Genomic DNA, 24,491 nt, shown 5'->3' with positions numbered 1-24,491 from the left:
TTGATGAAGAAACTATTTTTGATTATTGGAGCCCCAGGCAGTGGTAAAACAACCGATGCGAGTTTAATCGCAGAAAAAAATAGCGATGCAATCGCACACTATTCAACCGGTGAATTGCTTCGTGATGAAGTTGCAAGCGGTAGTGAACTTGGAAAAACGATTGATTCGTTTGTCAGTGCGGGAAACCTTGTACCTCTTGATATTGTTATCAATACCATCGTCGGTGCTATAAAAAATAGCCCTAAAAATGTTGTCCTCATTGACGGCTTCCCACGTTCTGATGAGCAGATGAAAGCTCTTGATGCACTCTTAGCAAAAGAGACAACTGTTAAACTGGTTTCTGTCATTGAAGTTGAAGTCAGTGAACAAGTTGCATGTGACCGCGTCTTAGGACGTGCACGTGGAGCGGACGATAACGTTCAGGTTTTTAATAACCGTATGAAAGTTTACACAGAGCCATTAGCAGGTATTCAAGCATTTTACGGTGCTAAAAACCTCCTTCACAAAATCAATGGCGAGCGTACCATCGAAGAGATTGTAAACGAGATGGAAAGCTTCGTTAAAAGTCATATCTAATGCAACACTTCTACTCTGTCATCATTGGGACTGAGCTTCTCAATGGTCGCAGGGTAGATAAACACTTCGCCTTTATCAATCAAGAACTACGCGATCGAGGACTTCTCCATTCAGGAAGTTTTGTGATACAAGATTCCCCTGCCCTTATTCAGAACTGCTTCAACATGATTTTACAAGACCCAAAAAGTGTGATGTTCTGTTTTGGAGGTATTGGTGCAACACCCGATGATCTGACACGATCTATTGCCAGTGAAGTCTTTACAGGACAGTCTTTAACTTTACATGAGAAAGCAAAAGAGCTTATAGAACAGCAATTTGGCAATGAAGCATATCCTCACCGTATTAATATGGCAATGCTTCCACCTTCTTCTGAACTCTTACATAATGTGGTCAACAATGTCCCAGGATTTTCACTGTTCAACCGTTTCTTTTTCACCCCAGGATTTCCATCAATGGCATGGCCTATGGCGAAAGAAGCCCTTGATAAACACTTCCCTAGTCAACCTAAACTTTACACTGTTTCATTTATCGTTGAATCAACAGAAAATGATTTAATTGATATTATGGAAGCTCTGCCAAAAGAGCTCAACTTTTCCTCATTACCACGCTTTGTTGGCGAAAAACGTATGGTTGAAATTTACCTTGCACATGAGGAACATGCTTTAGTAGAGCAGTGGTCACGCTATTTTAAAGATGCTACGATGAAAAAAGGGAAAACAATCAAGGATTGTTTGTAAAATACTGGTCAAGTCCATCACTAATACCATCAACAAGGTGCTTTTGATACTGTGGATTGAACATATTATCAGACTCATCCGGATTGCTAATATAGCCTACTTCGATTAAGACGGATGGCATAGTCGCTCCAACTAAAACCCAAAAAGGTGCTTCTCTTACCCCTCCATCTTCAACGCTATATTTTTTCTTTACACTTTTAAGCATACTCGATTGTATATCAATGGCAACTTTATTGGAGAGAATAATTTTCTCGCGATTAAAGACATTTAAAAAAGTCTCTTTAGAGTAAAAATCCATCTCTTCCATATTCGATTGGTTTTCTAATGCAGCTACGTTTTTAGAGCGTTCGGAACGATCTGGGGAGAGGAAAAAAGTCTCAAGTCCTTTCATAGAAAGCTTTTTTGCCTCATTAGGCGCAGCATTTGCATGTATCGAGATAAAAAGATCCGCATTTTTATCATTAGCAACTTTAGTGCGGTCTCTTAGGTTGATAAACTCATCACTTTGACGTGTATAGAACACTTTATATCCTCGTGATTTCAGCTCTTTACCCAGTTGTAATGCCATATCAAGCACAAGATTTTTTTCCATACGTTGCTTATAGCCAATAGCACCCGCATCTTTACCACCATGTCCAGCATCGATAACGATCGTTTTGTCGCGTTTTTGCCCTTTTTTACTAGGAGGAGATGATGGTGTAGCCTTACTTGCAACTACAGGCGCTTCTGGTGCGATGGTAGGCGCTGTATAAGATTTAGCAGAAGGCTGTTCAGGTGGAGGTGCAACTACGGGTGCTTTTTTAGGGGCTTCAACAGCCGGTGTCATAATTCTTTTTTCAGTCAAAACCGGTTTTTTATTGAGTGATAAAATGACTTGTGTATCTAAAACACTGACATACGTTTCAAAAGCACTGGGTGCATCTAGAATAATGCGAATTGCATTGGCATTGTATTGACTAATGCGTAAACTTTGTAGCTTTTTAGGTGTTGTAATTGTTAAAGGCGCATTCATAATAATAGCAGGTATATCAATAATTTTTTTATACCCATCGGTAGTTTTCAACACAAAGATTTTGACACTACTCTCTACTACAGCGGAGCCAAAATCAAGCACAATTTCTTCTTCACTGGTTTTCACGTGCTGCAATACGTTTTTACCATTATAGTTTTTAGGTAATGAAGATGATGAAGCTTGCGTTGTTGTTGCATTCATAGGCATGGCATCTGCTTTGTTCTCTTTAGCAGAAACGGCTTGAGTAGAAGCTTGTGGTGCTGAAGGATAAGCATTATTATTACTACTGGTGGTACTACGTGATGCTTCAAAGCTCTCTTCAGCAGCCGGAGGTGGAATAAGTGGTTTAGATGGAGCTGTTTTTTTAGTATCTTTGCCTAAAGTAGCCAATTCTGACTCATATTTTGAGGCATCCAATTTGAGGACTTTGGCTGTTTTAATCAGGCGCTCAAGCGTCTCTTTTTTTAGGTTTTCATCCCCAGAGATAATGGCTTGAATATAAACTGCTTTGAGTCCATGAAAGACACGTAACACTTCATCGTTATTTGCGCCTTTCATTTGTGTATCATACTGCTCAAGCTGTTGCATGTAATTGGGTGCGCCAAAAAGCGCTATACATGTCAGCAACAAAACAAAAAATACTCTAATGTGCTTCCCCATGTACCAACTTTGCAATAAGTTCTTTCACACTGATAATTTCGTTAAGTTTATAACCGTTTGCACCTGTAAAAAAGAGCCCTGTCTCTACTTTCCCCATATATGCATCGCTCAAACTATCCGCAATACAATATCCTACTGCTTTTGCCTCTTGACCTCTATGGCATGGACTTACACAGTTACTGATACAACGAATAGCAGGCCCTTCTCTTTTCTCAACCATCTGAATAAGATTGGTACGAACACCACGTGCAGGGTAACCAACAGGTGATTTAAAAAGTTGAATGTCTTCTTTATGTGCTTTGAGAAGAACTTCTTTAAAATTCTCATCGGCATCACACTCATGTGTTCCAATAAAGCGTGTTCCCATTTGGACACCATCAGCACCTAGTGCCATCATTTTATCGATATCTGAACGATCCCAAACACCGCCTGCGGCAATAAGAGGAAAATCTCCCCAAACTTTAATCTCTTCTTTAATAGGTGCGATCAAATTTTCGAGTTGATACTCTTCCATAGCACATTGCTCATAGGTAAAACCTTGGTGACCGCCACTCAGTGGGCCTTCAACCACAATAGCATCAGGGAGACGATTGTAACGCTGAGTCCAACGTTTACAAATGATTTTTAATGCTTTGGCTGACGAAACAATAGGCACCAATGCCACATCGGGATAATCTGCGGTAAATTCTGGCATATTGGTAGGTAGCCCAGCCCCTGTAATAATAATATCAACGCCTGCTTCACAAGAGTCTTTAATAACACGTTCATAGTCATTGATCGCATACAAAATATTCATTGCTAACGGTTTTGTGCCACAAATCTTACGTGCGTTTGCTACAATAGTTGTTAAAGCTTCTTTAGAATAAAAATTTTCTGTTTCAAAAGGACGGGTATTGATCGTTTTCTTACTGAAGTGTGCATTGTTATAATAGCCTGTTCCAACCGAACTAATGACACCTAAACCACCTTCTAAACTTACGGTTCCTGCAAGTTTATCCCAGCTGATTCCAAGTCCCATACCACCTTGAACAATAGGATATTCAATTGTGTATTTGCCAATTTTAAGAGCATTAAATGACATTATTGCACCTTTAACTTGATAAATTTGCGCTTACCTACTTGGAGGATATACTCTCCACATTCAAGTTGTAGCTGTTCATCGTCCACTTTTTCTTGATCAAGTTTTACAGCACCTTGCTTAATATCACGTCTTGCTTGAGAAGTGGATGATTCTAATCCACAATCCACCAAAGCTTTAGCAATCCAGATGGGTGATTCATTCGATATAAAGGTTTCAATATCTGTTGGAATCTCATTTTGCGAATGTACACGGTCAAATTCGGCTTTGGCTTCAAGTGCCTCAGCTTTACTATGGTATCGTTCAATAATTTCTAAAGCAATCGTCTCTTTAGCGTGTTTTGGATGCAAACTACCCACTTCAACATCTTTTTTAAGTACAGCAATCTCTTCAAGTGATTTTGTGCTTAAAAGCTCATAATAACGCCACATCAATTCATCTGAAATGCTAAGCATCTTGCCAAACATTTCTGAAGGTATATCCGTAACACCAATATAATTACCAAGTGATTTACTCATTTTATTGACACCATCTAAGCCTTCAAGCAAAGGCATCATAATGACCGCTTGCTCTTTGCCGATGTTATACGTACGTTGCATATGACGACCCATTAAAAGGTTAAACTTTTGATCAGTCCCACCCATTTCGATGTCACTTTTCATTGCTACACTGTCATAACCTTGAAGCAATGGATATAAAAATTCACTGATTGAAATAGGCATTTGAGACTTGTATCGCTTCTCAAAATCTTCACGTTCTAGCATTCGAGCGACACTAAAAGTCGTTGTAAGTTCAATTAAGCCACTTGCACCAAGTGCATTTAACCATTCGGAGTTAAACATTACAACTGTTTTTGCTGGATCTAAAATTTTAAAAACTTGCTCTTTATAGCTTTGAGCATTGGCTAAAACTACTTCACGTGTTAATTTTTTACGTGTCTCATTTTTACCGGTTGGATCACCAATCATGCCTGTAAAATCACCTATAAGGAACTGTACAACCGCACCAAATTTTTGAAGTAGTGCCATTTTTTGAAGTAAAACAGTGTGTCCCAAGTGAAGATCTGGAGCCGTTGGATCAAAGCCTGCTTTAACTAAAAAAGTTTCACCCTTCTCAAAATAATTTTTCAATAATGTAACAATACGCTCTTCATCAATAATCTCACTAATGCCTCTTTTGATCTCTTTAAGCGCATTTTGAATCCGCATATCCATATCTCTTATTTCCTTCTTCGATTATTTATAAGCGTCATTTGCCGAAACAAATTCAATCACACGATAACGTCCTTTGAGGTTTTCACGTACTGCGCTAACATTCTTGTCAGGCAATTCTAAAATCATCTCAAAATAATCTGCATGTCCCTCATCTTCGGCTTTTCCAAGCTCTATGGTCACCAGATTGATCTGCATTTTAGCCAAATAAGCTAAAAATGAGGCTAAAGAGCCTTTTTTATTCTCAATACTGACAATGAGTTTGTAACGATCTGGAGCTTCTTTCGTCCATTTTACAAAAATCATAGGCTCATTCTCTTCCATTAATACAGCAGCGCGCTCACAGAGTTTGTGATGTACAAACACATCATTACCTTTTTTAAATCCAACAATATCATCGCCCCGTTTAGGATGACAGCAGTAGTCAAAATAGACATTGGAGATATGATGATTTGAATAAATAACGATATTTTCAAACTTCTGTTTTTTGATGTGATAACGATCTTTTTTAAGCAATGGAAAAAGTAACGTGTCTTGCATAGCATAGAGTTTTAATGTATTGGAAACATCTTGCAAATAGATCGAATCTGTGGCGATTCTAAAGATCTTTTTCATCGCATGTTCTTGTTCAACCCATGCTTCAACTTTATTTTCAGCCACACCAAACGCATGTGCTAGAATTTTAATAGCAACTTTGTGGTTAACTTCTTTAATTTTCTGACGACAATTCGCTTGAATAGTGCTTTTTGCTTTACCTGTTTTAACACTATTAACCCAACTACATCTGTATTTTGGCTCTTTGGATGTGACAATACGAACAATGTCACCATTTTTAAGCTCACTCAACAGTGGCACTTTTTGTTTGTTGACATAAGCTTCATCGGCGTATGTGCCAACTTCCGTATGTACTTCATACGCAAAATCAAGGACTGTGGCACCGCGAGGAAGCGTAAAAATATCACCTTTAGGTGAAAAAACGGCAATATCTTCGCTGTAGAGATTATCTTTTGCTATCGCATAGAAATCTTCAATATTTTCAATTTCTTCATTTTGAGTATTGAGGTCATTGAGCCAATCAAGTTTAGGATTGAGCCCCCCTGATTTATATTTCCAGTGAGCTGCAACACCATATTCAGCTGTTTTGTTCATATCATACGTTCTGATTTGTGACTCAACAATGGATTTATCGTCAAAAACAGTTGTATGAATCGTCTGATAACCATTCTCTTTTGGAATCGCAATATAATCTTTAAAACGTGAAATTAAAGGCTTAAAATGTTGGTGGACAATACCCAAAGCACGGTAACAATCAATAGGTGTTCGCACAATAATACGAATGGCTAAAAGATCCAATACCTCTTCAATGGTCACACCTTTACGTTGCATTTTAAGATAAATTGAGTAATAGTGTTTAACGCGTTTTTGGATCGTAAAATCACTCTCAATAAACCCTTCTTTCAGCATATGGTTTTTGATTTTAGAGATAAAATGGTTGAGACGAAGTTGAAGTTGTTGACCATGCTCTGTGATATAGCCATCAATTTTAGCGTACTCATTTGGCATCACATAGTAAAAACTAAAATCTTCTAAAAGATTTTTAATGGAAGAAATACCCAAACGATGGGCGATAGGGGCATAAACAACTAAGGTTTCTTCGGCAATACGTCGCTGTTTTACAGGGTCAAGTGCAGCAAGGGTAAGCATATTGTGGAGACGATCACACAGCTTGACTACTAAAACACGTACATCGCGAATGGAAGCAATGAGCATTTTACGGAATGTAAGTGCTGAAGCAACCAGTTTGTCATTGGAAGAGGACGGAATAAGCTCAACATCTCGTATTTCGACAATCTTCGTTAAGCCATCAACAAGATGCCCTACTTCTTCACCAAACATTGCTTTGATTTCTTCCGTAGAACACGAAGTATCTTCGACGACGTCGTGCAATAAGCCCGCGACAATCATCGACTCATCACCACCTAAGTATGCTACAAAAACGCACACTAAGATAGGATGAATAACGTACTCTTCACCGCTTTTACGATACTGCCCTTGATGTTTGGCTATCGTAAAAGCAACTGCTTTTTCAACGTTCGGTGTTGGCTTGATGTATTTGTATAAGAGTTCAACCGCTTTATCAGAGCGCTTACACTCTTTAACAATTTCGACTAACTCTTCCAAGTGTCACGCTGCTTATAAGTCAGTAATAGATTCTAATTTGACTTTGCCTTCTGCAATTTCAAGAAGAGCAATGTCTGTAAACTTTTGCTTATTTTTATCTGCTTTAATTAATGGCTCTGCACCATTTGATAATTGATCTGCTCTTTTTGAAACAAGCATCACTAATTTATAACGATCTTGACCGACAAGAGATAAAGCTCTTGCTGTAATTTGTTCTGTTCTTTCCATTTTTTTTCCTTATTTATTTCTAACAATAGAGCAACTTTCTAAGTCACCCTCGATAATTTTGAGTAAATTTCCTTTTGCAAACATATTACATACAACAATTGGGAGGTTGTTATCTTTAGCAAGAGCGATTGAAGTATCGTCCATTACTTTGATATTATCATCCATTGCTCTATCATATGTGAGCTCCGTTAATTTTTGAGCATCTAAGAATTTATTAGGATCTTTATCGTATACACCATCTACTTTAGTCGCTTTGATAATCATATCTGCGCCAATTTCAATAGCCCGAAGTGTCGCGGCAGTATCGGTTGTAAAGAATGGGTTACCTGTTCCTGCTGCAAAAATAACAATACGCCCTTTTTCAAAGTGACGTTGAGCACGTCTTACGATAAATGTTTCACAAATTGCTTCCATTTTAATCGCACTTTGAACGCGTACTTCCATTCCTGTGTGTTCCAATGCTTCTTGCATTGCAATACTATTAATAACGGTTGAAAGCATCCCCATATAATCGCCACTGGTACGCTTGATAATGCCGTCTTTCGCAGCACTCACCCCACGAATGATATTGCCTCCGCCGATTACGATACCCACTTCAATATTATGCATGACCAATGATTTGATTTCATCGGCTATAAATTTCAAAATAGAAGTGTCAATACCAAATCCATTATTACCGGCAAGCGCCTCACCAGAGAACTTAACTAAAACCCTTTTTCTCTTCTCCATATTGTATAAACCTTTCTGCATCTTAGGCATAGAAAACTTCTTTATTCTACCCTAAAAGACCTAAAAAGTTACTTTGCAATCAGATCAAGTGGATCAATATGGAAATTCTTCTGGGTTACTTCAAAGGTAAGATCATTGTCGACACGTCCAATGACGTATCCTTTTTTGATTTTTTGACCTACCTGAATGGTTGGAGCAATTTTAGAGAGATGTGCATAAATAGTATGAATTTCATCACTATTTTCAATAATCACTACTTTTTCCATTGAAGCAGTGTCTTTTGCAAAAATGACTTTACCATTAAGAACACTTTTAACGGTAGCATCAGGCGTTGATGAAGCTAAAACAACAGATTCATTGAAAATTTTAATCTTATAAATTGGATCAACGTAGTCGCCAAATTTACGTTTGATACTATAGCCATCCAATGGTGCAATCGTACGCTCCCCAACATATTTTTTAACATTACTATTTTGATAAGAAGAGCCAATTTGTCGAATGCTATTATCCCCACCACCCACAGTGGAAGGTCCTTTTTCTCTTTTAGAAGCTGCATTTTTTTCTGCTAAGATTTTACTCTCTTCTTGTACTTTAATAATTTTGAGCTGTTCTAGGGTTGTACGAATTTCATCACGCTCTTTTTGTATATCGTCTAACTGTTTTTTATACCCCTCTTTTTTTGCATTGAGCGATAAAACGGAACTCTCCCTCTTTTTTTCTAGTGCAAGTAATTCATCTTTTTTACTTTTAGCACTTTGAATTTCACCATGTATATTTTTAATTTCTTGGCTTTGAGAATAAATTTGGTCGTTGATTTGTTTATAATCTGATGAAAGTTTTCCAAACTCTTTACGCATAATTGTGTCCATCTTTTGGAGCACTTCATCCACTAAAATACCATCTTCATTATCCAAATAATCGCTATCGGAGACCAAATAAAATGAAAAATCCTCTGCAATTATTTTAATGATTTTTTGCTCTAAATCTTTCTTTTGAGAAGAGAGCTGTTGGGTATCTTTGGTCAATTTATCGAGGTATTCATTTTTACGCGATACTGTTTCTTGTGATTCATTGATATTGCGACCGAGATCTTCGATCTTATCTTTGATCTTTTCAATGTCTTTCTCTTCATTTACAATGTCATTGGCAATATCTTGTAATTTTCCATGAATTTGTTTTTCAGTTTGAAGCTTTTCTTGGAGTGTTTTTGCTTTTTCATCAATCTTTTGCGTTGTATTGGGTGCAGCGACTACCACCAATGGCATCCATAAGACCACACCTAAAAACCATGGTTTCATACACGTCCAATTTTACGAGAAACAATTGTGACAGAGACCAATGCAAAAAGAATTGAAGCACCAATGAGTGTACCACCTTGATAAAGAAGATCAAATTCTGGAACCATAATATCAAGTTCAGCAGCAAAATCTTTGACAATGGCTAATCTAGGAGCAACCGTATAAAGGGCACACACAAGAATTGAACTCACCAATGAATCCACCAAAGTCATACGATATAACATGGCACTTTTCATAAAAAAGGAGGCCCCAAAGAGCGTCATAATAGACATTCTACGACTGTGCTCATACGTCCAAATACGAATCTGCTTAAAAATAAGAAGAATCGAAACAAAGGCTACAAAAAAGGCAAAAATATAGACCATTGCTTGAAGAAGCTGTAACATCTTAAACATCTTCTCATGTGTTTTGGCGAACGTTTCAATACGCGTTATCGTGTTAATTCCCATAAGCTTTTGTTTAATGGCTTCAATTCTTTTTTTATTGGGTATGGACTCTAGTTTTAAAGAGTAAAACTTAGGAAGTGCCACTTGTAGAAGAGATAGATTTTTAGAGGACATATCATTTTTGAGACGATCTAAAATCTTTTTACTGCTAATTTCAGATAAGCTTTCAATTTCAGGAATCTGTTTTCTGAGTTCATCTTCTTTGAGTTCTGCAGAAGAGACAATAACAATGGCATAATCATTAACAATTTTTGTCGCATAATCGTTCACGATACTCTTAATCACATTCGTAAATTGAAATGAAAAAAGCAGAACAAAAACAGAGATCATAATTGAAAAATGGCTATTAACTGACCTCATGCAATATGCCACCTTCTAGGAAATAGTGTTTATAATCAATCCCTAATGTTGAGGGAATATTGTGCGTTACAACCAACACGGTTGTACCCAAATGCTCTTTTGCACCCTTAAGTAAATTCCAAATGACTTCACTGGAATAGCTGTCCAAGTTCCCCGTAGGCTCATCGGCTAAAATCAGCACAGGATTATGTGCTAATGCCCTTGCCATGGCAACTCTTTGTTGTTCACCACCACTGAGTTCGTACGGATATTTATTGATTTTGTGCAACAATTTGACATGTTTTAAGAGTTTGTGCGCTTGTTTAATACAAACACTTTTTGAAAACCCACCAATAATAAGAGGCAACATGACATTTTGCTCTACTGTCCACTCATCAATCAGTTTATAGTCTTGAAAAACCACCCCTAAATAACGTCTTAAAAGATTCAGTTTAGAGCTACTGATATTTTTAAAATCAATCCCACAGACGTTAAGATCTCCACGATTGGGGAAAAGCTCGCCGTAGAGTGATTTAATAATGGTTGATTTGCCACTACCACTTTTTCCTGTTATAAAGACAAATTCTTGCGCTTTAATCTGCATACTCGCATCGGTAATAATTGGCTCGTCTCTGCCATAGCTAATATTTAAGCCCGTGGCTTTAATCACATATTCCATGAAACCACTCTTTGATTAAGGTATGAGCTGCACTATTGTTTTTAGTCGCTAAAATTGTCTCAGGAAGGTAGGAAACTTTCCCCTCATGAATTTGTATATAACACTTTTCATTACGTTCATTTGCGCCAAACGAGAGGCGAATGAGACCATTATTATCATCAATTTCAAACAACTCTTCAAAATGGACAAAAAAGCCCTCTCCTCGCAAAAGGTCATCTTTAAAGGTATCGCGAATTTTTTTAAAATCGACCAATTCATCAAAATGCAATGTTCCGAGTTTTGGGATAGGATCTGCTGCAATTTCATTGGTTAAAATGACATCATAAATGTCTTTTTCCATTTTACGCCAGCGGTCTTCATACTTACTGGTTATCTCTAGCTCGGCATTTTTTTTCACATGGACATCGGCACGAGCAAGATGCATCATTTGAGCAAAAGAGAACTCAAAATAAAGCGGGCTATCTGTTCGAAGTTCTAATGTTCCTTTTACATGTAAAACACGTAATGCTTCTTCAATGAAAGCAGCCGAAAAAACACGACGATGTGGTTTTTTATCCCACGGAACGGGAAAATGCACAAAAATACGTCCCACAACAGTGGACGGTAAGAACTCCATAAAAAGGCGTGCATCGTAGTCAACTACGAGAATATTTTCAATGTTCTGAAGCTCACATTGCTTTAAAACTTGCTCAATCGAAGGCTTGTGAATTTCAAGTCCAATGAATTGTATGTGAGGATTTTTCTTTGCTTGATGCAGAAGATGTCGTCCACTTCCAAAGCCAATCTCTATCCAGATTTCACGATCCACATCAAAATGAGTTGCAAAAAATTCTATCTCTTTTAGGTAAGGTGAATGTTTTACTTCTAAAAACTTTTTAGGCTCAATATTAGAGAATATCTCTACGGCTTCGCTTACATCGCGAAAATCCATTAAGATTTTTTGTAAAAAAGAGGCTTGCGTTGGGCGTGTGACTTTGTCACCCTTGACGAGAAATCCACCATCTTCTTTTTGGTGAATACGAATGAGGAGTTGCTCCCCTGCCGTAGAAGCCATCACCAGTTTATTGCCTCTTTTTGAATGCGCTTCGTAACTAAAAGTGGTCTCTTTATACGTACAAGGGTAACATAAAGGTTTTAATGTCTGCGTATGAAAATTTGGCATAAATTACTTTAATTCCTTTGGAATCTTGATAACAACACTATCAGAAGGACTAGAAGCAATACCGTATTTATCAATCGCAATAATATGATATTTATATTCGACACCAGGGAGCGTATCTTGGTCGATAAAATTACTTTCAAAAATACCTGTAAAACTCTGTTTTTGTGTTTTACCCGCCATTTCAAACTCTTTGGTAATGGTATACTTAACTGCATTCTCATCCCCACCCCATGAAATAGAAATGGAGCTACCATCGTGCTTAACAGCACTAACAATAGGGGAACCAAGTGCTGAGAGTGTCATTCCCGTAACCGTTCCCTCTTGTTTAGATTCAAGACCATCCACATCAACGGCGACAACGCGATAATAATACGTTTTGCCATTATCATTAATTAAATCTTCAAACTCTGTGTTAACAGTTTTACCGTAAAAACTGTAGAACAGACTGGATGTTGGAGAACGATAAACTTTATAATAAGCGAAATCACTTGTTGTAGAAGCATTCCACGTCAAAAGAATTTTTTTAGGTAAATCTGAAGTAGCTTTAACTCCAGTAATGCCTCTAGGAAGCGGCTTTGAATGTGCTTCGACCATGTCACTCGGTTTTGAGACAACACCATCAGAAGTTTTAACTTTAATGCGGTAACGATACGCATAGTTATCTTTAATATCTTGATCGATATATTCGGCATTCAATCTGCCTTTGACTTTACCAACTTCATCCCATGAAGTTGATTTATACTCATTACGTTCAATAATATAATACTCTACATTTTCAAGTGAATGCGGTCGCCAAATAATTTTAATGCGAGCAGGAAGATCTGAAATTGCATTGATAAACGACACAGAGTCAACGGAACCTAGTGTTGCAGTTTTAGCAACAGGAGCTGTTGTCGTTGCAGTTGCCACCATACTTAACCCTGATTCATGTTTATCGGCTGAATACGTACTCATTTGATACGAGTAAGTGGTATTGGGTTTTAACTCGGTATCCACATAATGCGAGATATACCTGTCTTTAATGGTGGCAATTTTTTTCATACTATTGCCACTTTGGCGGTACAGATAATACCCTTCAATTTGAGCACTGTAAATAGGCGTCCACTCAAAACCAACTTCTGTGGCACCTGCAAGTATGCGAATACCTTCTATTCGAGGCAAAGAAGCATCAACAATTGGCTCTTTTGGTGTTTCAAGCGTCTTTTCGCATCCAGTGATCATTAAGCTTAAAGCCATCAATGATACTATCCAAAGTAATTTTTTCATGTACCTCTTCCTTACTGAAATGGTGTGTTAAATACGTATCAAAATCATCCCACAATGGAGCATGTATTTGCAATAACTGCCCTGTTCTTGGATGCTTTAGATACAAAATATATGCATGTAACATAACTCTTGGTATTGTACCATTTTGGCTCTTAAAGCCGTATAAACCATCCCCCAAGATGTGGCGAGAAAGGGCGCTTAAATGGACTCTAATTTGATGTGTCCGTCCTGTAAAAAGTTTTGCGGCAATCAACTCTTTTTTACCATCACGTGAAATCAAAAGTTTGGAAAATGCACTTTTGGCTATGCGTCCATCGCGTTTTACTACATCCATTTTCAGGCGATTATTGGGGCTTCTTCCAATAGGTAACTCAACAACGATATTATCTTTAAGTGGCACATCAATCATCGCAAGATAGTATCTTCCCATACTTTTGTCTTCCAATTGCGACGAAAGGCTTAAATGTGCCTCATTGTTTTTAGCGATGACCAGCGCCCCACTCGTCTCTTTATCGATACGATGCACAATGCCATGTCTCTCTTCTCCGCTTATGGTGGAAAGATTGATGCCCTTGAAGTGAAGCCAATCAACCAACGTAGCTTCTTTGACACTTGGAGCGCCATGTACCGTTAAAAAAGGAGGTTTATTGATGACCAAAAGATCATCATCTTCATATAAAATAGGCACATCAAAAGTGACTTCATACTGGCTTGGATTTTGCTCAGCTTCAACAAATTCATAGCGAACAACATTTCCTTCCACCAGCTTTAAACTGGACTTGTTCGTCAGCTTGCCATCCACATACACACCTACATTTTTAATGAGCTTTTCGACTTGATTGCGTGGTAATTCCAGAGCTTCACTCATGGCAGCATCCAGCCTTTTTGACTCTTTACATGTAAATTCCATCTACCCTACTTTCTTCTATTTTTTGATATACTTGTGAAAACGTTCTAAAGGGATCTAGTGTTTCAAATTGATAGGCGCATATTAACACATTTTGATTTTTTAATTCCTATACTCGTCATTCCCGTCATCGTACTTTCCTACTATCTTATCTCGGAAGCCAATACAGCTTTGGCAAATAAACAACTCGTATATTATACCGTCGGCTGTTTCACATTTTTTATATTTTTTATTATTCCTATCAAAAAAATCGAGTGGGTTATCCCTTTTTTTTATTGGGTAACGATCATTTTACTTGTCAGTGTTGACTTCTTTGGTATTGCCAAACTTGGGGCGAGAAGATGGCTTGAAATTCCATTTGTGCATTTTACCATTCAACCCTCAGAAATTTTCAAACCTGCTTTTATTTTGATGCTTGCCTATCTGATCAAACACAATCCACCGGATGAAAATGGCTATGGCTGGAAATCTTTTTTTAAACTCAGTTTTTATATTTTGCTTCCATTTGTACTCGTTGCAAAAGAGCCTGATTTAGGGACTGCAATGATTTTGATTTTACTAGGCTACGGTACGCTTTTTGTCATTGGCGTCAATAAAAAAATTTGGTTAACCCTAGCCCTTGTTGTAGGTATCTGTAGCCCAGTTATGTACAATGGTTTACATGATTATCAAAAAAAACGTATCTCTGATTTTATGTCTGAGAAACCAAGCTATCACGTCCAACAGTCTATTATCGCGATTGGATCAGGTGGACTTACAGGAAAAGAGCGTAGCGAAGCAACGCAAACGCATTACAAATTTTTACCTATCGCGACCAGTGATTTTATCTTTGCCTATACGGTGGAGCGACTTGGATTTTGGGGTGCGCTTGGTCTCATTGTCTGTTATGCTCTTTTGGTCATGCATCTGCTAAGTCTCAATTTTATTCTCAAAGACGACTACTTTGCTAGAGTTATTACCAGTGGGATTTCTCTGCTCATTTTCTTTTACATGAGTATTAACATTGCAATGACCATAGGACTGGCTCCTGTAGTCGGCGTTCCGCTTCCTTTTTACAGTTACGGGGGAAGTAGTTTTATCACCTTTTTCGCTCTTTTTGGCATCTTGGAGAATCTTTTAGCATTTAGATTTGACCCAACCTATCGCTCAATTAAATACTCTCTCTAATGCCCTATTTAAGGTTATTTTTTATCTTCTTTTAACAATAAAAAAGGTAGAATTTCACTCTTTAAAATGGGTCCTTAGCTCAGTTGGTTAGAGCACCCCGCTCATAACGGGGTGGTCGAGTGTTCGAGCCACTCAGGACCCACCACTTGCTTCTTAAGTTTGAATTCGTTTAATTTGATACACAAAGGTAAATGTTATGAAAAAAGGATTACTTTTTCTAGCAGTCGTTTCCCAACTCTCTCTCTTCGCAGGTTTTTTAGATGATCTTATTGGCAAAGATAAAGTCTATTTAGAAGCCAATGGTTTCAAATGTACAGAGTTTTCCTGTGTTACGAAGGATCAAAATTATTTTAATATTAAACTCTTAGATAATGCTATCGAATATGTTGAAGTTTACAGTACCGATAAAGATGAAGTTTACCGTGTAGCACTCTATCTTTACCAAAATGACAAACTCAAAAATAAAGAGATTGATGAAGCATTTTACAAAGCTCTTACCAAACTCAATGAGAAATCAAAACTAGCATATGAACTCTCAAAAGTAAGCGATAAATTTGGCAATGAAGCACTCATTACTATGACAGATGCGAAAAGAGCTTCTGCTTACGTTAACGCTCTTCGTGACACTTACTTTGAAAGTCTAAAACAATACAGTGAATCAGGTAGCCGAAAGTAATCTTTCGACTCCTCCCTGCTTGGGACATTTTTTATTCAAGACTTCTTCTGCATTAACGCCCAATTACATATACTATACTTATTAAACTCTCTTTATCAACCTAATACACTTGTAGTAATAAACTAATCGTAAAATTTACACAGTAAGAATGCTTCTAGGAAATACTCCTCCTAGAAGCTTAGAAAGCAGGTACTTAGATTTCAATGCGACGTGAAACGCCGATAAGCTTTTCTTGCGGAAAATTATAGAAGCTAACGAAACTTGGTGACATATCTTTTACTAATGCATAGAGTTTCCATGCAAAATGTTTTGAGACAATTTCTTCATCACCATAGAAAATGGTTCGCTCATGAATCTCTTCTTTTTTAAGAATCTCTTCCATGTTAAAGACTTCCATGTAGCCAACATGAATGACTAAAAGATCAAGCCCTTCGGCCAAAGATTTAAACTCTGTTTGAATACCGAGTGGTTCATTGGTAGGCTTAACTTTAACAATCACATTTTGTTTATAAAGAATACCATTTTGGAACATGGTTTTTGGAATATATGCAGGGATATTTTCAGCTTTACGTGCAAAAAAGAGTGCAGTACCTTCGATGTGTGATTCGTGTGAATAATGGTCTTTGTAGGCTTGTAAGAAGTTTTCCTTATCAACCGAATGAAAAGATGAATAAAGACGCTCTTGCCCTTGGGTATAAAGAACAATAAATGCCAATGGAACAGCCGCAATTAGAAGCGACCAAAAACCGCCATGAGGAATTTTTAAGAGACATGATGAGAAAAAGATAAAACTAACAGATCCTGATAAGGCAGCAAAAACCATTTTAAACCACTCTTTACGGTACGCAAAGATCATCGTCATCAAAGCACCCGTAATGGACATAGCACCAGCAACTGCTAAACCATATGCCGCAGCAAGTTTGGCTGATTCTTTAAAGACAAAAAGCATGATGATAACACAGACAAATAAGAACCAGTTAATAGACCCTACATAGATCTGAGAACGTAATTCATGGGAAGTGTATTCAACACGAAAATGAGGGAAAATACGTGTGGTCATCGCTTGATACAGTACAGAAAAAATACCACTAATCATTGCCTGAGAAGCAATGACCGTTGCCATAATTGTTAAAATAAGAAAAGGAATATAAAAAGTAGGGGCAAATTCGTGCATCATTTCAAACAAAGGGCTTCCAACGGATTCTGGATGTGTCAACAAAAAAGCACCTTGCCCGTAGTAGCTTAAAATCAATGCTGTAAATGCAAAAATCCAACCTTTGAGAATAGGCAAACGACCTAAATGTCCCATGTCCGCATACAACGCCTCACCACCTGTCGTTGCAAGAATAATATCGGCTAAAATAATGAAGGTAATTGCAGGGTTTGCGAGTGCAAAATTAATAGCATACATTGGATTAATAGCATGCAAAATGGAAGCATCTTGACTAACATACCACAAACCAGCCCCACCTAAGCTCAAGAACCAAATAACCATAATGGGACCAAATGCAGCCGCAACTTTTTCAACACCTTTTTTCTGAACCACAAAAAGAGCAAATGCAATTAAGGCTGCAAAAACCAAAAGTGCTAATTGTGGCAGTTCTGAATACGCAGGTATCAGTAATATACCTTCAACCGCACTCAGAATACTAATAGCAGGCGTAATAACACCATCACCAATCATTAAAGAAAGACCTAAAAAGCCTAAAATAGAGACCATCGTAACCATTTTGGCACTCTTAAGATGAGGCGTTAGCATCTGTATTAAAACAACCGTGCCACCCTCTCCTTTTTGGCTTAGACTCGTCGCTAACCACGCATATTGAATCGTGACGAGAATTGTTAATGCCCAAAATACGAAAGATAAAATACCATAAATACTCACAACAGTCGGTGGAACAATGAGAAAAATAACGGCTAAGGTATAAATCGGACTTGTTCCAATATCTCCATAAACTACACCTAACGCTTTTATGACCATCATCTCATTTTTGATACGCTCTTTTAACGTCATCGCTTAGTGTCCTTTTTCATATGAAAAACTATATTTTTTATTTTTTTTTAAATGTGCAAGCTGTTATTCTAGTGATATCAATATTAAAATTTACTAAAAGTAACAAAAGTGAAAAAAAAGGAAAAGAAGTATGTAAGGTTTAAATACGACTTGAACCTTACATACTATAGATGATAGCTAGGATTTAGATAATGCTTTTACAGCTTTTTCAATTGCTTTTAAAAGAGCATCTATCTCTTTTTTTGTATGTGTGTAATGAATAGTAATGCGAAGCCAACCTGGTTTTTCATCAAAACTTTGACCATCTTCAAGATGAAGCAGGTCATGCCCGTATGGACCAGCACAACTGCATCCTGCTCTGGTTTGAATCCCAAAATGATCGGAGAGATACTGCGAAATGGTATAAGGATTGATTCCTTCAAAATTGAGTGAAAAAATAGGTAATTTATCTTGTGAATATTTGCAATAGAGCTTAACACCATCAATGCCACGTACACGAGAACCAAAATAAAACTTCAACTCCTCTTCAAGAGCATGGATTTTTTCTAGCCCTATTTCATTGCGGAGTTTATACGCGAGTGACGCTTTAATAAACTGCAAAATAGCAGGTGTTCCAGCATCTTCAATGAGCTCAATGTCACTTAAAAAATCATGCGATGTGCGAGAAACATACCCTACCGTTCCACCGCCTGCAAATGTAGGCGTTTTTTCAGTACACAGCTCTTTTTTCATCACTAAAATACCGCATGATCCAACACCACCCAAAAGTTTATGAGGTGAAAGGAAAAGTGCATCATAGTAATTACAATCAATGTTAATGTAAGCAGAAGCAGCCGCTGCATCAAGGCATAAAATGCCGTTATAGCGTTTAATAAGTGTGTAAAGGCTTTTATAGTCGCTAACAATACCTGTTACATTAGAAGCAACAGAAAAAGAGGCAATAATTTCGCGTTCTTTATACGATTCAAGATGTGTCTGCAAAAACGCCATATCGATTTTTTCATCTTGATCTAAAGGTACACGGATGACTTCACATAACCCTTCACGAAAACTGAGTTCATTGGAGTGATGTTCATAAGGTCCTACAAAAACAACAGGAAGATTTTCAGGTTTATGTCCGTAGCGTTTCAGTGTCCTTGGAGGAATGTAAATTCCCATGAGTTCTTGAAATTTTTTAATCGCGCCCGTTGCACCTGTTCCACAAGGAAACAGATAAAAACTCTCATCAATTTCAAGGGCAAACTTTAGATCACTGCGTGCTTTGGCATAATAATTGCTTGTTTTAACGGCATTTGAAGCGACTTCAGAATGGGTGTTCGCATAGGTTTTAAGTATATCTTGCATCTGCTTTTCAATCGGTTTATACCCTTGTCCAGATGCCGTATAGTCAAAATAGAGAAGATTTTTATCTTTAATAATATTTTTACGTATTGCTTGCACGACTTTTATCCAAAAATTTTCGGGTATTATACCCTTTATAAACCTTTAAAGCGATGATAGGAATCAAAAATGATTGATGAAAATTTGCTCAACAGCCTTAGTGCCAAAGAAAAAGAGCTCTTTAAACAAGGGTTGGAAGATCTTATCAACCAAACCTATGTTATTGAAGATGAGTACAAAAAGCTAAATGAATCTTATTCCTCTTTGCAAGATTTTATTCGTCAAATTATCGAAGTGCAACCCAATGCGTTATGGGTTTTTGATGAGGATGGTGCCATCTTTTTACAAAACAGCGAAGCCAAAAAAATGGGTGCTATTTTGGAAGGTTTATCGCTGGATGAAGCAAATGAAATTGATTTTGAAGGGCGATCTTACCTGATTAAGAGCGTCACTAAAAGTGATAAAAAAATCATTACAGCTACCGACATTACAGAAGGAAAACGCCAAGAGCGCCTTGTTTCTATGGGGCAAGTTGCCGCACATCTCTCGCACGAAATCCGAAATCCAATAGGTTCGGTTTCACTGCTTGCATCAACGCTTCTCAAAAAAGTAGATCCTAGTGTTAAACCTCTTGTTACAGAGATCAAAAAAGCGATTTGGCGCGTGGAACGCATTATTAAAGCGACCCTTCTCTTTACGAAAAGTGTGCAAATCAATCCAAGCTTTTTCTACGTTGATCGTCTGATTAAAGAGTGCGAACAGGCCATTTCACACTACTCTTACACCAAAGATGTTGCCTATCATTTTGACTTACCACATGTCGAGATCAAAGCTGATTTTGAACTTCTCAATTTAGTACTTCAAAACTTTATTTTTAATGCGATTGATGCGATTGAAGAGTGCGAAAAAGAGAGTGGCAATGTCAGCATTTCTTTTGTAGAAGACACTGAATGTGTCATCCTACATGTTAAAGATGATGGAAAACCTATTGAAAATAAAAATATACTTTTTGAGCCTTTTAAAACAACCAAAACCAAAGGAAATGGTTTAGGCTTGGCTCTTTCTTTACAAATCATTCAAGCTCACAATGGCAAAATCAATCTACTGGAAGACCCCAAAGGCTTTGAAATTAGAATTCCAAAATAAAACATGAGTATGTAAAGGCTAGACAACCTTTACATACTCTAATTGTGTGATTTTTTCATCAAAACTATCATCGACACCAAAACCTGTTTCAATCACAACATCTTGCAATTTTGAGGTAATGATAAGATGCAATGGTCTGCGACCTGAGCTTTGGCGCACTAACTGATACAAGAGTTCGAGCTTTGTAGTGTCATCACACAGATCAATCAAAAGCACTTTTGGATCCAAGGGTACTTCAATGACTTTGGTCTCAATTTTCTCTTTTTTAGCCTCATTTAGCTCCATGATTTTCATAACGCGAATCTTCGCATTTTGACCATCATTGGTGACTTCTACTTTAAAACAGAGCGGTTTTTCAATATCCATTCGAGAAAGCGCTTCGAGTTGTTTTTCAAAAACAGTCAATTCCATTGAACCATGAAAATCCATCAAAGAGATGATGCCAAACTTGTTGCCTTTTTTACTTATCTTTTCAGTAATACCCTCAACTTTGCCTATAAATAGGGCTTTACTTCCATCTTCAATCTGATCACGTTCGCTGGAAAGGGTGTAATTCATCTCATCAATTTCCGCTCTAAACGCATCAAGAGGATGACCTGAAATGTAAAAACCAATGGTCTCTTTTTCAAGTTCTAGCATTCGTTTGTTATCAAATTCTGGGATATTTTCGATACTTACTTGCACCGTCGTCATCTCAGCCATATCGCCAAAGAGCGAATACTCTGCCATTTTTTTAGCACGACTGCATTCAGCACTCGCATCAATGATCGTATCAATATTTTCTAAAAGAGCTCGTCTGGTATGTCCAAAGTCATCAAAACTACCCGATTTTATGAAGGATTCAAGTACTTTTTTATTCACTTTAGAGCTGTCAATGCGTGAAATAAAATCACTCATATCGGCAAACGGAGCATCTGCTCTTGCCTCTAATATTTTGCTAATCGCAGCATTACCCACACCTTTGATAGCGCCCATTCCAAAAAGGATTGCTTCTTCGCCATCGCTATCCGTAATGGCACTAAATTCGATCAAACTGTGCTGAATGCTTGGTGGTAAAAGTTTAAGCCCTAAGCGTTTCACCTCATCAATGTACTTTACAATTTTATCGGTATTGTCCTGCTCTGAAGTAAGTAACGCCGCCATAAACTCTTGGGGATAATAGCATTTAAGATACGCCGTCTCAAACGTAACCATGGCATATGCCGCGGAGTGTGATTTGTTAAAACCGTATCCCGCAAACTTTTCAATTAAACCAAAAAGCTCAATCGCATGTGATCTATCCAGCCCTTGATTGACGGCACCTTGTGCGAACTCTTCGGCTTTTTGCTTCATATAGTCGATCTTTTTCTTACCCATCGCACGACGAATCAAATCCGCTTCGCCAAGGCTAAAACCACCGATGGACTGAACGATCTGCATAACCTGTTCTTGATAAACAATAACCCCATAGGTTGGCTCTAAGATCGGGCGAAGGGGCTCTGTAAATTCATCAAAGAAGTAGCTGATCTCTTTTCTACCGTTTTTTCGGTCGATAAAGTCATCGAGCATGCCTGATTCCATCGGACCTGGACGGTACAACGCCAAGACCGCAATAAGATCTTCAAAGCTGGTTGGTTTGAGACGCTCATTGAGTGATTGCATACCGCTGGATTCAATCTGGAAAAGCCCTACTGTATCGCCACTTTGAATCAACTCATACACTTTAGGGTCATTCATATCAATCGTCGTAAAGTCAATCTCTTTTTTATAGCGAAGTTTAATGAGTTTGAGTGCATTGTCAATCACCGTAAGGGTCTTCAGACCCAAGAAGTCAAACTTAATGAGATCAACATCTTCAAGGTAATTGAGTGAATACTGTGTGACCAAATGGTCTTCACCGGAAGGCTGATAAAGTGGTGTTTTATGCCACAACTCTTCATCACTGATAACCACACCTGCCGCATGCATTCCTGAGTTTCGATTCAGTCCTTCAAGAGCAAGTGCAAACTTCCACACACGCTGCATTTTAGGGCTACTTTCGATGAGTTCACGAAGTTTTGGCTCTTTTTGGTATGCACCACCTTTATACCCCTCTTCGCCCTCAACCCCAATGCCATTAAGCGTAATACCAAGCTCGTCAGGGATGAGTTTCGCCATAGCATCGGCCTCTGCGTAAGGAATAGCCAAAACACGCGCCACATCGCGAATAACTCCCTTTGCCAAAAGCTTACCAAAGGTAATAACCTGAGCCACATTATAGCGACCGTATTTTTCCACCACATAGTCGATAATTTCGCCACGTCTGCTTTGACAAAAGTCAATATCGATATCGGGCATACTAATACGTTCAGGATTCAAAAACCTCTCAAAGAGCAGGTTGTAGGGCATTGGGTCAATGTCGGTAATAAAAAGTGAATACGCAACCAAACTACCTGCCGCCGAACCCCGTCCCGGACCTACAGGAACACCTCTGTCTTTTGCTTCACGAATAAAATCCCAAACGATCAGCATGTAGCCAGGAAATTTCATATCGCAAATAATTTTAATCTCACGTTCAAGTCTCGCTTTATACTCTTCATGTTTCGCTTCATCCACATGCACAAGACGTTTTTCAAGTCCTTTGCGACAGTGATACGCAAAAAAGTCATCATCGCTCTCAAAACTAAGCCCTTCTTTGGCGGCATACTCTTTCATAAACTTAAATTTTGGAGGCGTAGGATCACCCAGTTTGATCTCCAAATTACACTTCTCAACGATCTCTTGCGTATTGGAAATGGCTTCAGGAATGTCCGCAAAAAGGTCGCTCATCGCGGCAGGAGATTTTACATAAAACTCATGGACAGAGTGACGCAAACGGTTAGGGTCATCAAACTCTTTATTCATTGCAATACACATAAATGCCTCGTGCGCTTCGGCATTGTCTTGTTCTAGGTAATGGGTGTCATTGGTTGCAATGATTTTAATGTTTGTCTCTTTCGCAACTTTTAAAATATCGTCATCAATAAAATGCTGATCGGTAATACCATGACGCATAATCTCGAGGTAAAAATCTTCGCCAAAAATCTCTTTGTATTCAAGGGCTATCTCTTTAGCTCTTTCATAACCACGTGCACCAAATTGAACGTTGCGTTTGTTGTTAAGATTGAGATGCCAGTTGACTTCACCTTGCAGACATGCACCTGAGCAGATAAGCCCTTCTGAATGCTCTTTTAAAATCTGCTTGTTAATACGCGGATAGTAGTAAAAACCTTTAATATAACTCATCGAAGAGAGGTACATCAAGTTTTTATAACCGATTTCATTTTTAGCATACAAACAGAGGTGAAAACGTTGTTTTGTGGTTTTATCACCGATGTCATCTTGGTTATGAATGTACGCTTCCATACCGATTATAGGCTTGATGCCCTCTTTACGCATCGTTTTGTAAAAATCAATCGCGCCAAACATATTACCGTGATCGGTTATAGCAACGGATGTCACGCCTTGGGATTTAAGTTTTTTGGCTAATTTGCCTATTTTATTGGCACCATCCAAGAGAGAGTATTCGGTATGTAAATGTAAATGGGTATAGGTTGTATCGCTCATAGGTTCTCATCATTATTAGTTTTTGAGAGTGTAGC

20 protein-coding genes and 1 tRNA gene are annotated in these 24,491 nt (G+C 38.0%); 6 read left to right on the top strand and 15 right to left on the bottom strand.

Going from position 1 to position 24,491, the window contains the following annotated elements; all coding sequences use genetic code 11:
• Positions 1-3: 3 nt before the first annotated feature.
• Positions 4-576 carry an adenylate kinase gene (locus V7Q04_RS03590; protein WP_333803533.1) on the top strand — a complete coding sequence of 191 codons (573 nt, stop codon included), beginning with the start codon at positions 4-6 and terminating at the stop codon, positions 574-576.
• Positions 576-1,313 carry a competence/damage-inducible protein A gene (locus tag V7Q04_RS03585; RefSeq protein ID WP_333803532.1) on the top strand — a complete coding sequence of 246 codons (738 nt, stop codon included), beginning with the start codon at positions 576-578 and terminating at the stop codon, positions 1,311-1,313. The genes V7Q04_RS03590 and V7Q04_RS03585 overlap by 1 nt, the downstream gene beginning before the upstream one ends.
• On the opposite strand, the gene V7Q04_RS03580 is transcribed toward V7Q04_RS03585, so the two are convergent.
• The 12 genes from V7Q04_RS03580 to V7Q04_RS03525 form a co-directional block, all read right to left on the bottom strand.
• The gene (locus V7Q04_RS03580) at positions 1,297-2,985 is read right to left on the bottom strand and encodes an N-acetylmuramoyl-L-alanine amidase family protein (protein ID WP_443070032.1); all 1,689 of its coding nucleotides are present in this window, start codon (positions 2,983-2,985) and stop codon (positions 1,297-1,299) included. The two genes, V7Q04_RS03585 and V7Q04_RS03580, sit on opposite strands and share 17 nt — an antisense overlap.
• Positions 2,969-4,066 (bottom strand): nitronate monooxygenase, encoded by a 1,098-nt coding sequence (locus V7Q04_RS03575; RefSeq protein WP_333803530.1) that lies wholly within the window; start codon positions 4,064-4,066, stop codon positions 2,969-2,971. Before V7Q04_RS03575 ends, V7Q04_RS03580 begins: the two co-directional genes overlap by 17 nt.
• On the bottom strand, positions 4,066-5,271 hold the full coding sequence (gene tyrS, locus V7Q04_RS03570; protein ID WP_333803700.1) for a tyrosine--tRNA ligase: 1,206 nt from the start codon (positions 5,269-5,271) through the stop codon (positions 4,066-4,068). The genes V7Q04_RS03575 and tyrS overlap by 1 nt, the downstream gene beginning before the upstream one ends.
• Before the next feature lie 27 nt (positions 5,272-5,298).
• A complete protein-coding gene (locus V7Q04_RS03565; protein ID WP_333803529.1) occupies positions 5,299-7,455 on the bottom strand; it encodes a RelA/SpoT family protein in 2,157 nt (718 codons plus the stop codon).
• A gap of 12 nt (positions 7,456-7,467) precedes the next feature.
• Positions 7,468-7,683 (bottom strand): DNA-directed RNA polymerase subunit omega, encoded by a 216-nt coding sequence (locus tag V7Q04_RS03560; RefSeq protein ID WP_333803528.1) that lies wholly within the window; start codon positions 7,681-7,683, stop codon positions 7,468-7,470.
• 9 nt (positions 7,684-7,692) lie between these two features.
• Entirely contained in the window at positions 7,693-8,412 is a 720-nt protein-coding gene (gene pyrH, locus V7Q04_RS03555) for a UMP kinase (RefSeq protein ID WP_333803527.1), read from the bottom strand.
• A gap of 68 nt (positions 8,413-8,480) precedes the next feature.
• A complete protein-coding gene (locus V7Q04_RS03550; RefSeq protein ID WP_333803526.1) occupies positions 8,481-9,710 on the bottom strand; it encodes a murein hydrolase activator EnvC family protein in 1,230 nt (409 codons plus the stop codon).
• Entirely contained in the window at positions 9,707-10,516 is an 810-nt protein-coding gene (locus V7Q04_RS03545; protein ID WP_333803525.1) for a cell division protein FtsX, read from the bottom strand. The genes V7Q04_RS03550 and V7Q04_RS03545 overlap by 4 nt, the downstream gene beginning before the upstream one ends.
• A complete protein-coding gene (locus tag V7Q04_RS03540) occupies positions 10,503-11,174 on the bottom strand; it encodes a cell division ATP-binding protein FtsE (protein ID WP_333803524.1) in 672 nt (223 codons plus the stop codon). The genes V7Q04_RS03545 and V7Q04_RS03540 overlap by 14 nt, the downstream gene beginning before the upstream one ends.
• The gene (trmB, locus tag V7Q04_RS03535; protein WP_333803523.1) at positions 11,158-12,336 is read right to left on the bottom strand and encodes a tRNA (guanosine(46)-N7)-methyltransferase TrmB; all 1,179 of its coding nucleotides are present in this window, start codon (positions 12,334-12,336) and stop codon (positions 11,158-11,160) included. The genes V7Q04_RS03540 and trmB overlap by 17 nt, the downstream gene beginning before the upstream one ends.
• A gap of 3 nt (positions 12,337-12,339) precedes the next feature.
• Positions 12,340-13,602 (bottom strand): fibronectin type III domain-containing protein, encoded by a 1,263-nt coding sequence (locus V7Q04_RS03530; RefSeq protein WP_333803522.1) that lies wholly within the window; start codon positions 13,600-13,602, stop codon positions 12,340-12,342.
• Complete coding sequence (locus V7Q04_RS03525; RefSeq protein ID WP_333803521.1) at positions 13,529-14,512, bottom strand: RluA family pseudouridine synthase; 984 nt, start codon at positions 14,510-14,512, stop codon at positions 13,529-13,531. The genes V7Q04_RS03530 and V7Q04_RS03525 overlap by 74 nt, the downstream gene beginning before the upstream one ends.
• A gap of 57 nt (positions 14,513-14,569) precedes the next feature.
• Here V7Q04_RS03525 and V7Q04_RS03520 point away from each other — a divergent pair, with 57 nt between their 5' ends.
• The 3 genes from V7Q04_RS03520 (at position 14,570) to V7Q04_RS03510 (ending at position 16,352) form a co-directional block, all read left to right on the top strand.
• On the top strand, positions 14,570-15,676 hold the full coding sequence (locus V7Q04_RS03520; protein WP_333803520.1) for an FtsW/RodA/SpoVE family cell cycle protein: 1,107 nt from the start codon (positions 14,570-14,572) through the stop codon (positions 15,674-15,676).
• A 68-nt stretch (positions 15,677-15,744) separates the two neighbouring features.
• Positions 15,745-15,821 (top strand) — tRNA-Ile (locus V7Q04_RS03515).
• A gap of 51 nt (positions 15,822-15,872) precedes the next feature.
• Entirely contained in the window at positions 15,873-16,352 is a 480-nt protein-coding gene (locus V7Q04_RS03510; protein WP_333803519.1) for a hypothetical protein, read from the top strand.
• A gap of 193 nt (positions 16,353-16,545) precedes the next feature.
• Here V7Q04_RS03510 and V7Q04_RS03505 read toward each other — a convergent pair whose 3' ends face one another.
• Both V7Q04_RS03505 and V7Q04_RS03500 read right to left on the bottom strand, forming a co-directional pair.
• The gene (locus V7Q04_RS03505) at positions 16,546-18,366 is read right to left on the bottom strand and encodes a KUP/HAK/KT family potassium transporter (RefSeq protein WP_333803518.1); all 1,821 of its coding nucleotides are present in this window, start codon (positions 18,364-18,366) and stop codon (positions 16,546-16,548) included.
• Between the two features lie 177 nt (positions 18,367-18,543).
• The gene (locus V7Q04_RS03500; RefSeq protein WP_333803517.1) at positions 18,544-19,806 is read right to left on the bottom strand and encodes an aminotransferase class V-fold PLP-dependent enzyme; all 1,263 of its coding nucleotides are present in this window, start codon (positions 19,804-19,806) and stop codon (positions 18,544-18,546) included.
• A 69-nt stretch (positions 19,807-19,875) separates the two neighbouring features.
• Here V7Q04_RS03500 and V7Q04_RS03495 point away from each other — a divergent pair, with 69 nt between their 5' ends.
• Positions 19,876-20,892 (top strand): sensor histidine kinase, encoded by a 1,017-nt coding sequence (locus V7Q04_RS03495; RefSeq protein ID WP_333803516.1) that lies wholly within the window; start codon positions 19,876-19,878, stop codon positions 20,890-20,892.
• Between the two features lie 18 nt (positions 20,893-20,910).
• Here V7Q04_RS03495 and dnaE read toward each other — a convergent pair whose 3' ends face one another.
• The gene (gene dnaE / locus V7Q04_RS03490; RefSeq protein WP_333803515.1) at positions 20,911-24,456 is read right to left on the bottom strand and encodes a DNA polymerase III subunit alpha; all 3,546 of its coding nucleotides are present in this window, start codon (positions 24,454-24,456) and stop codon (positions 20,911-20,913) included.
• Between the last annotated feature and the right edge of the window lie 35 nt (positions 24,457-24,491).

Source organism: Sulfurospirillum sp., assembly GCF_036802865.1.
Lineage (GTDB): Bacteria > Campylobacterota > Campylobacteria > Campylobacterales > Sulfurospirillaceae > Sulfurospirillum.
This window is presented reverse-complemented; position numbering and strand designations above follow the sequence as displayed.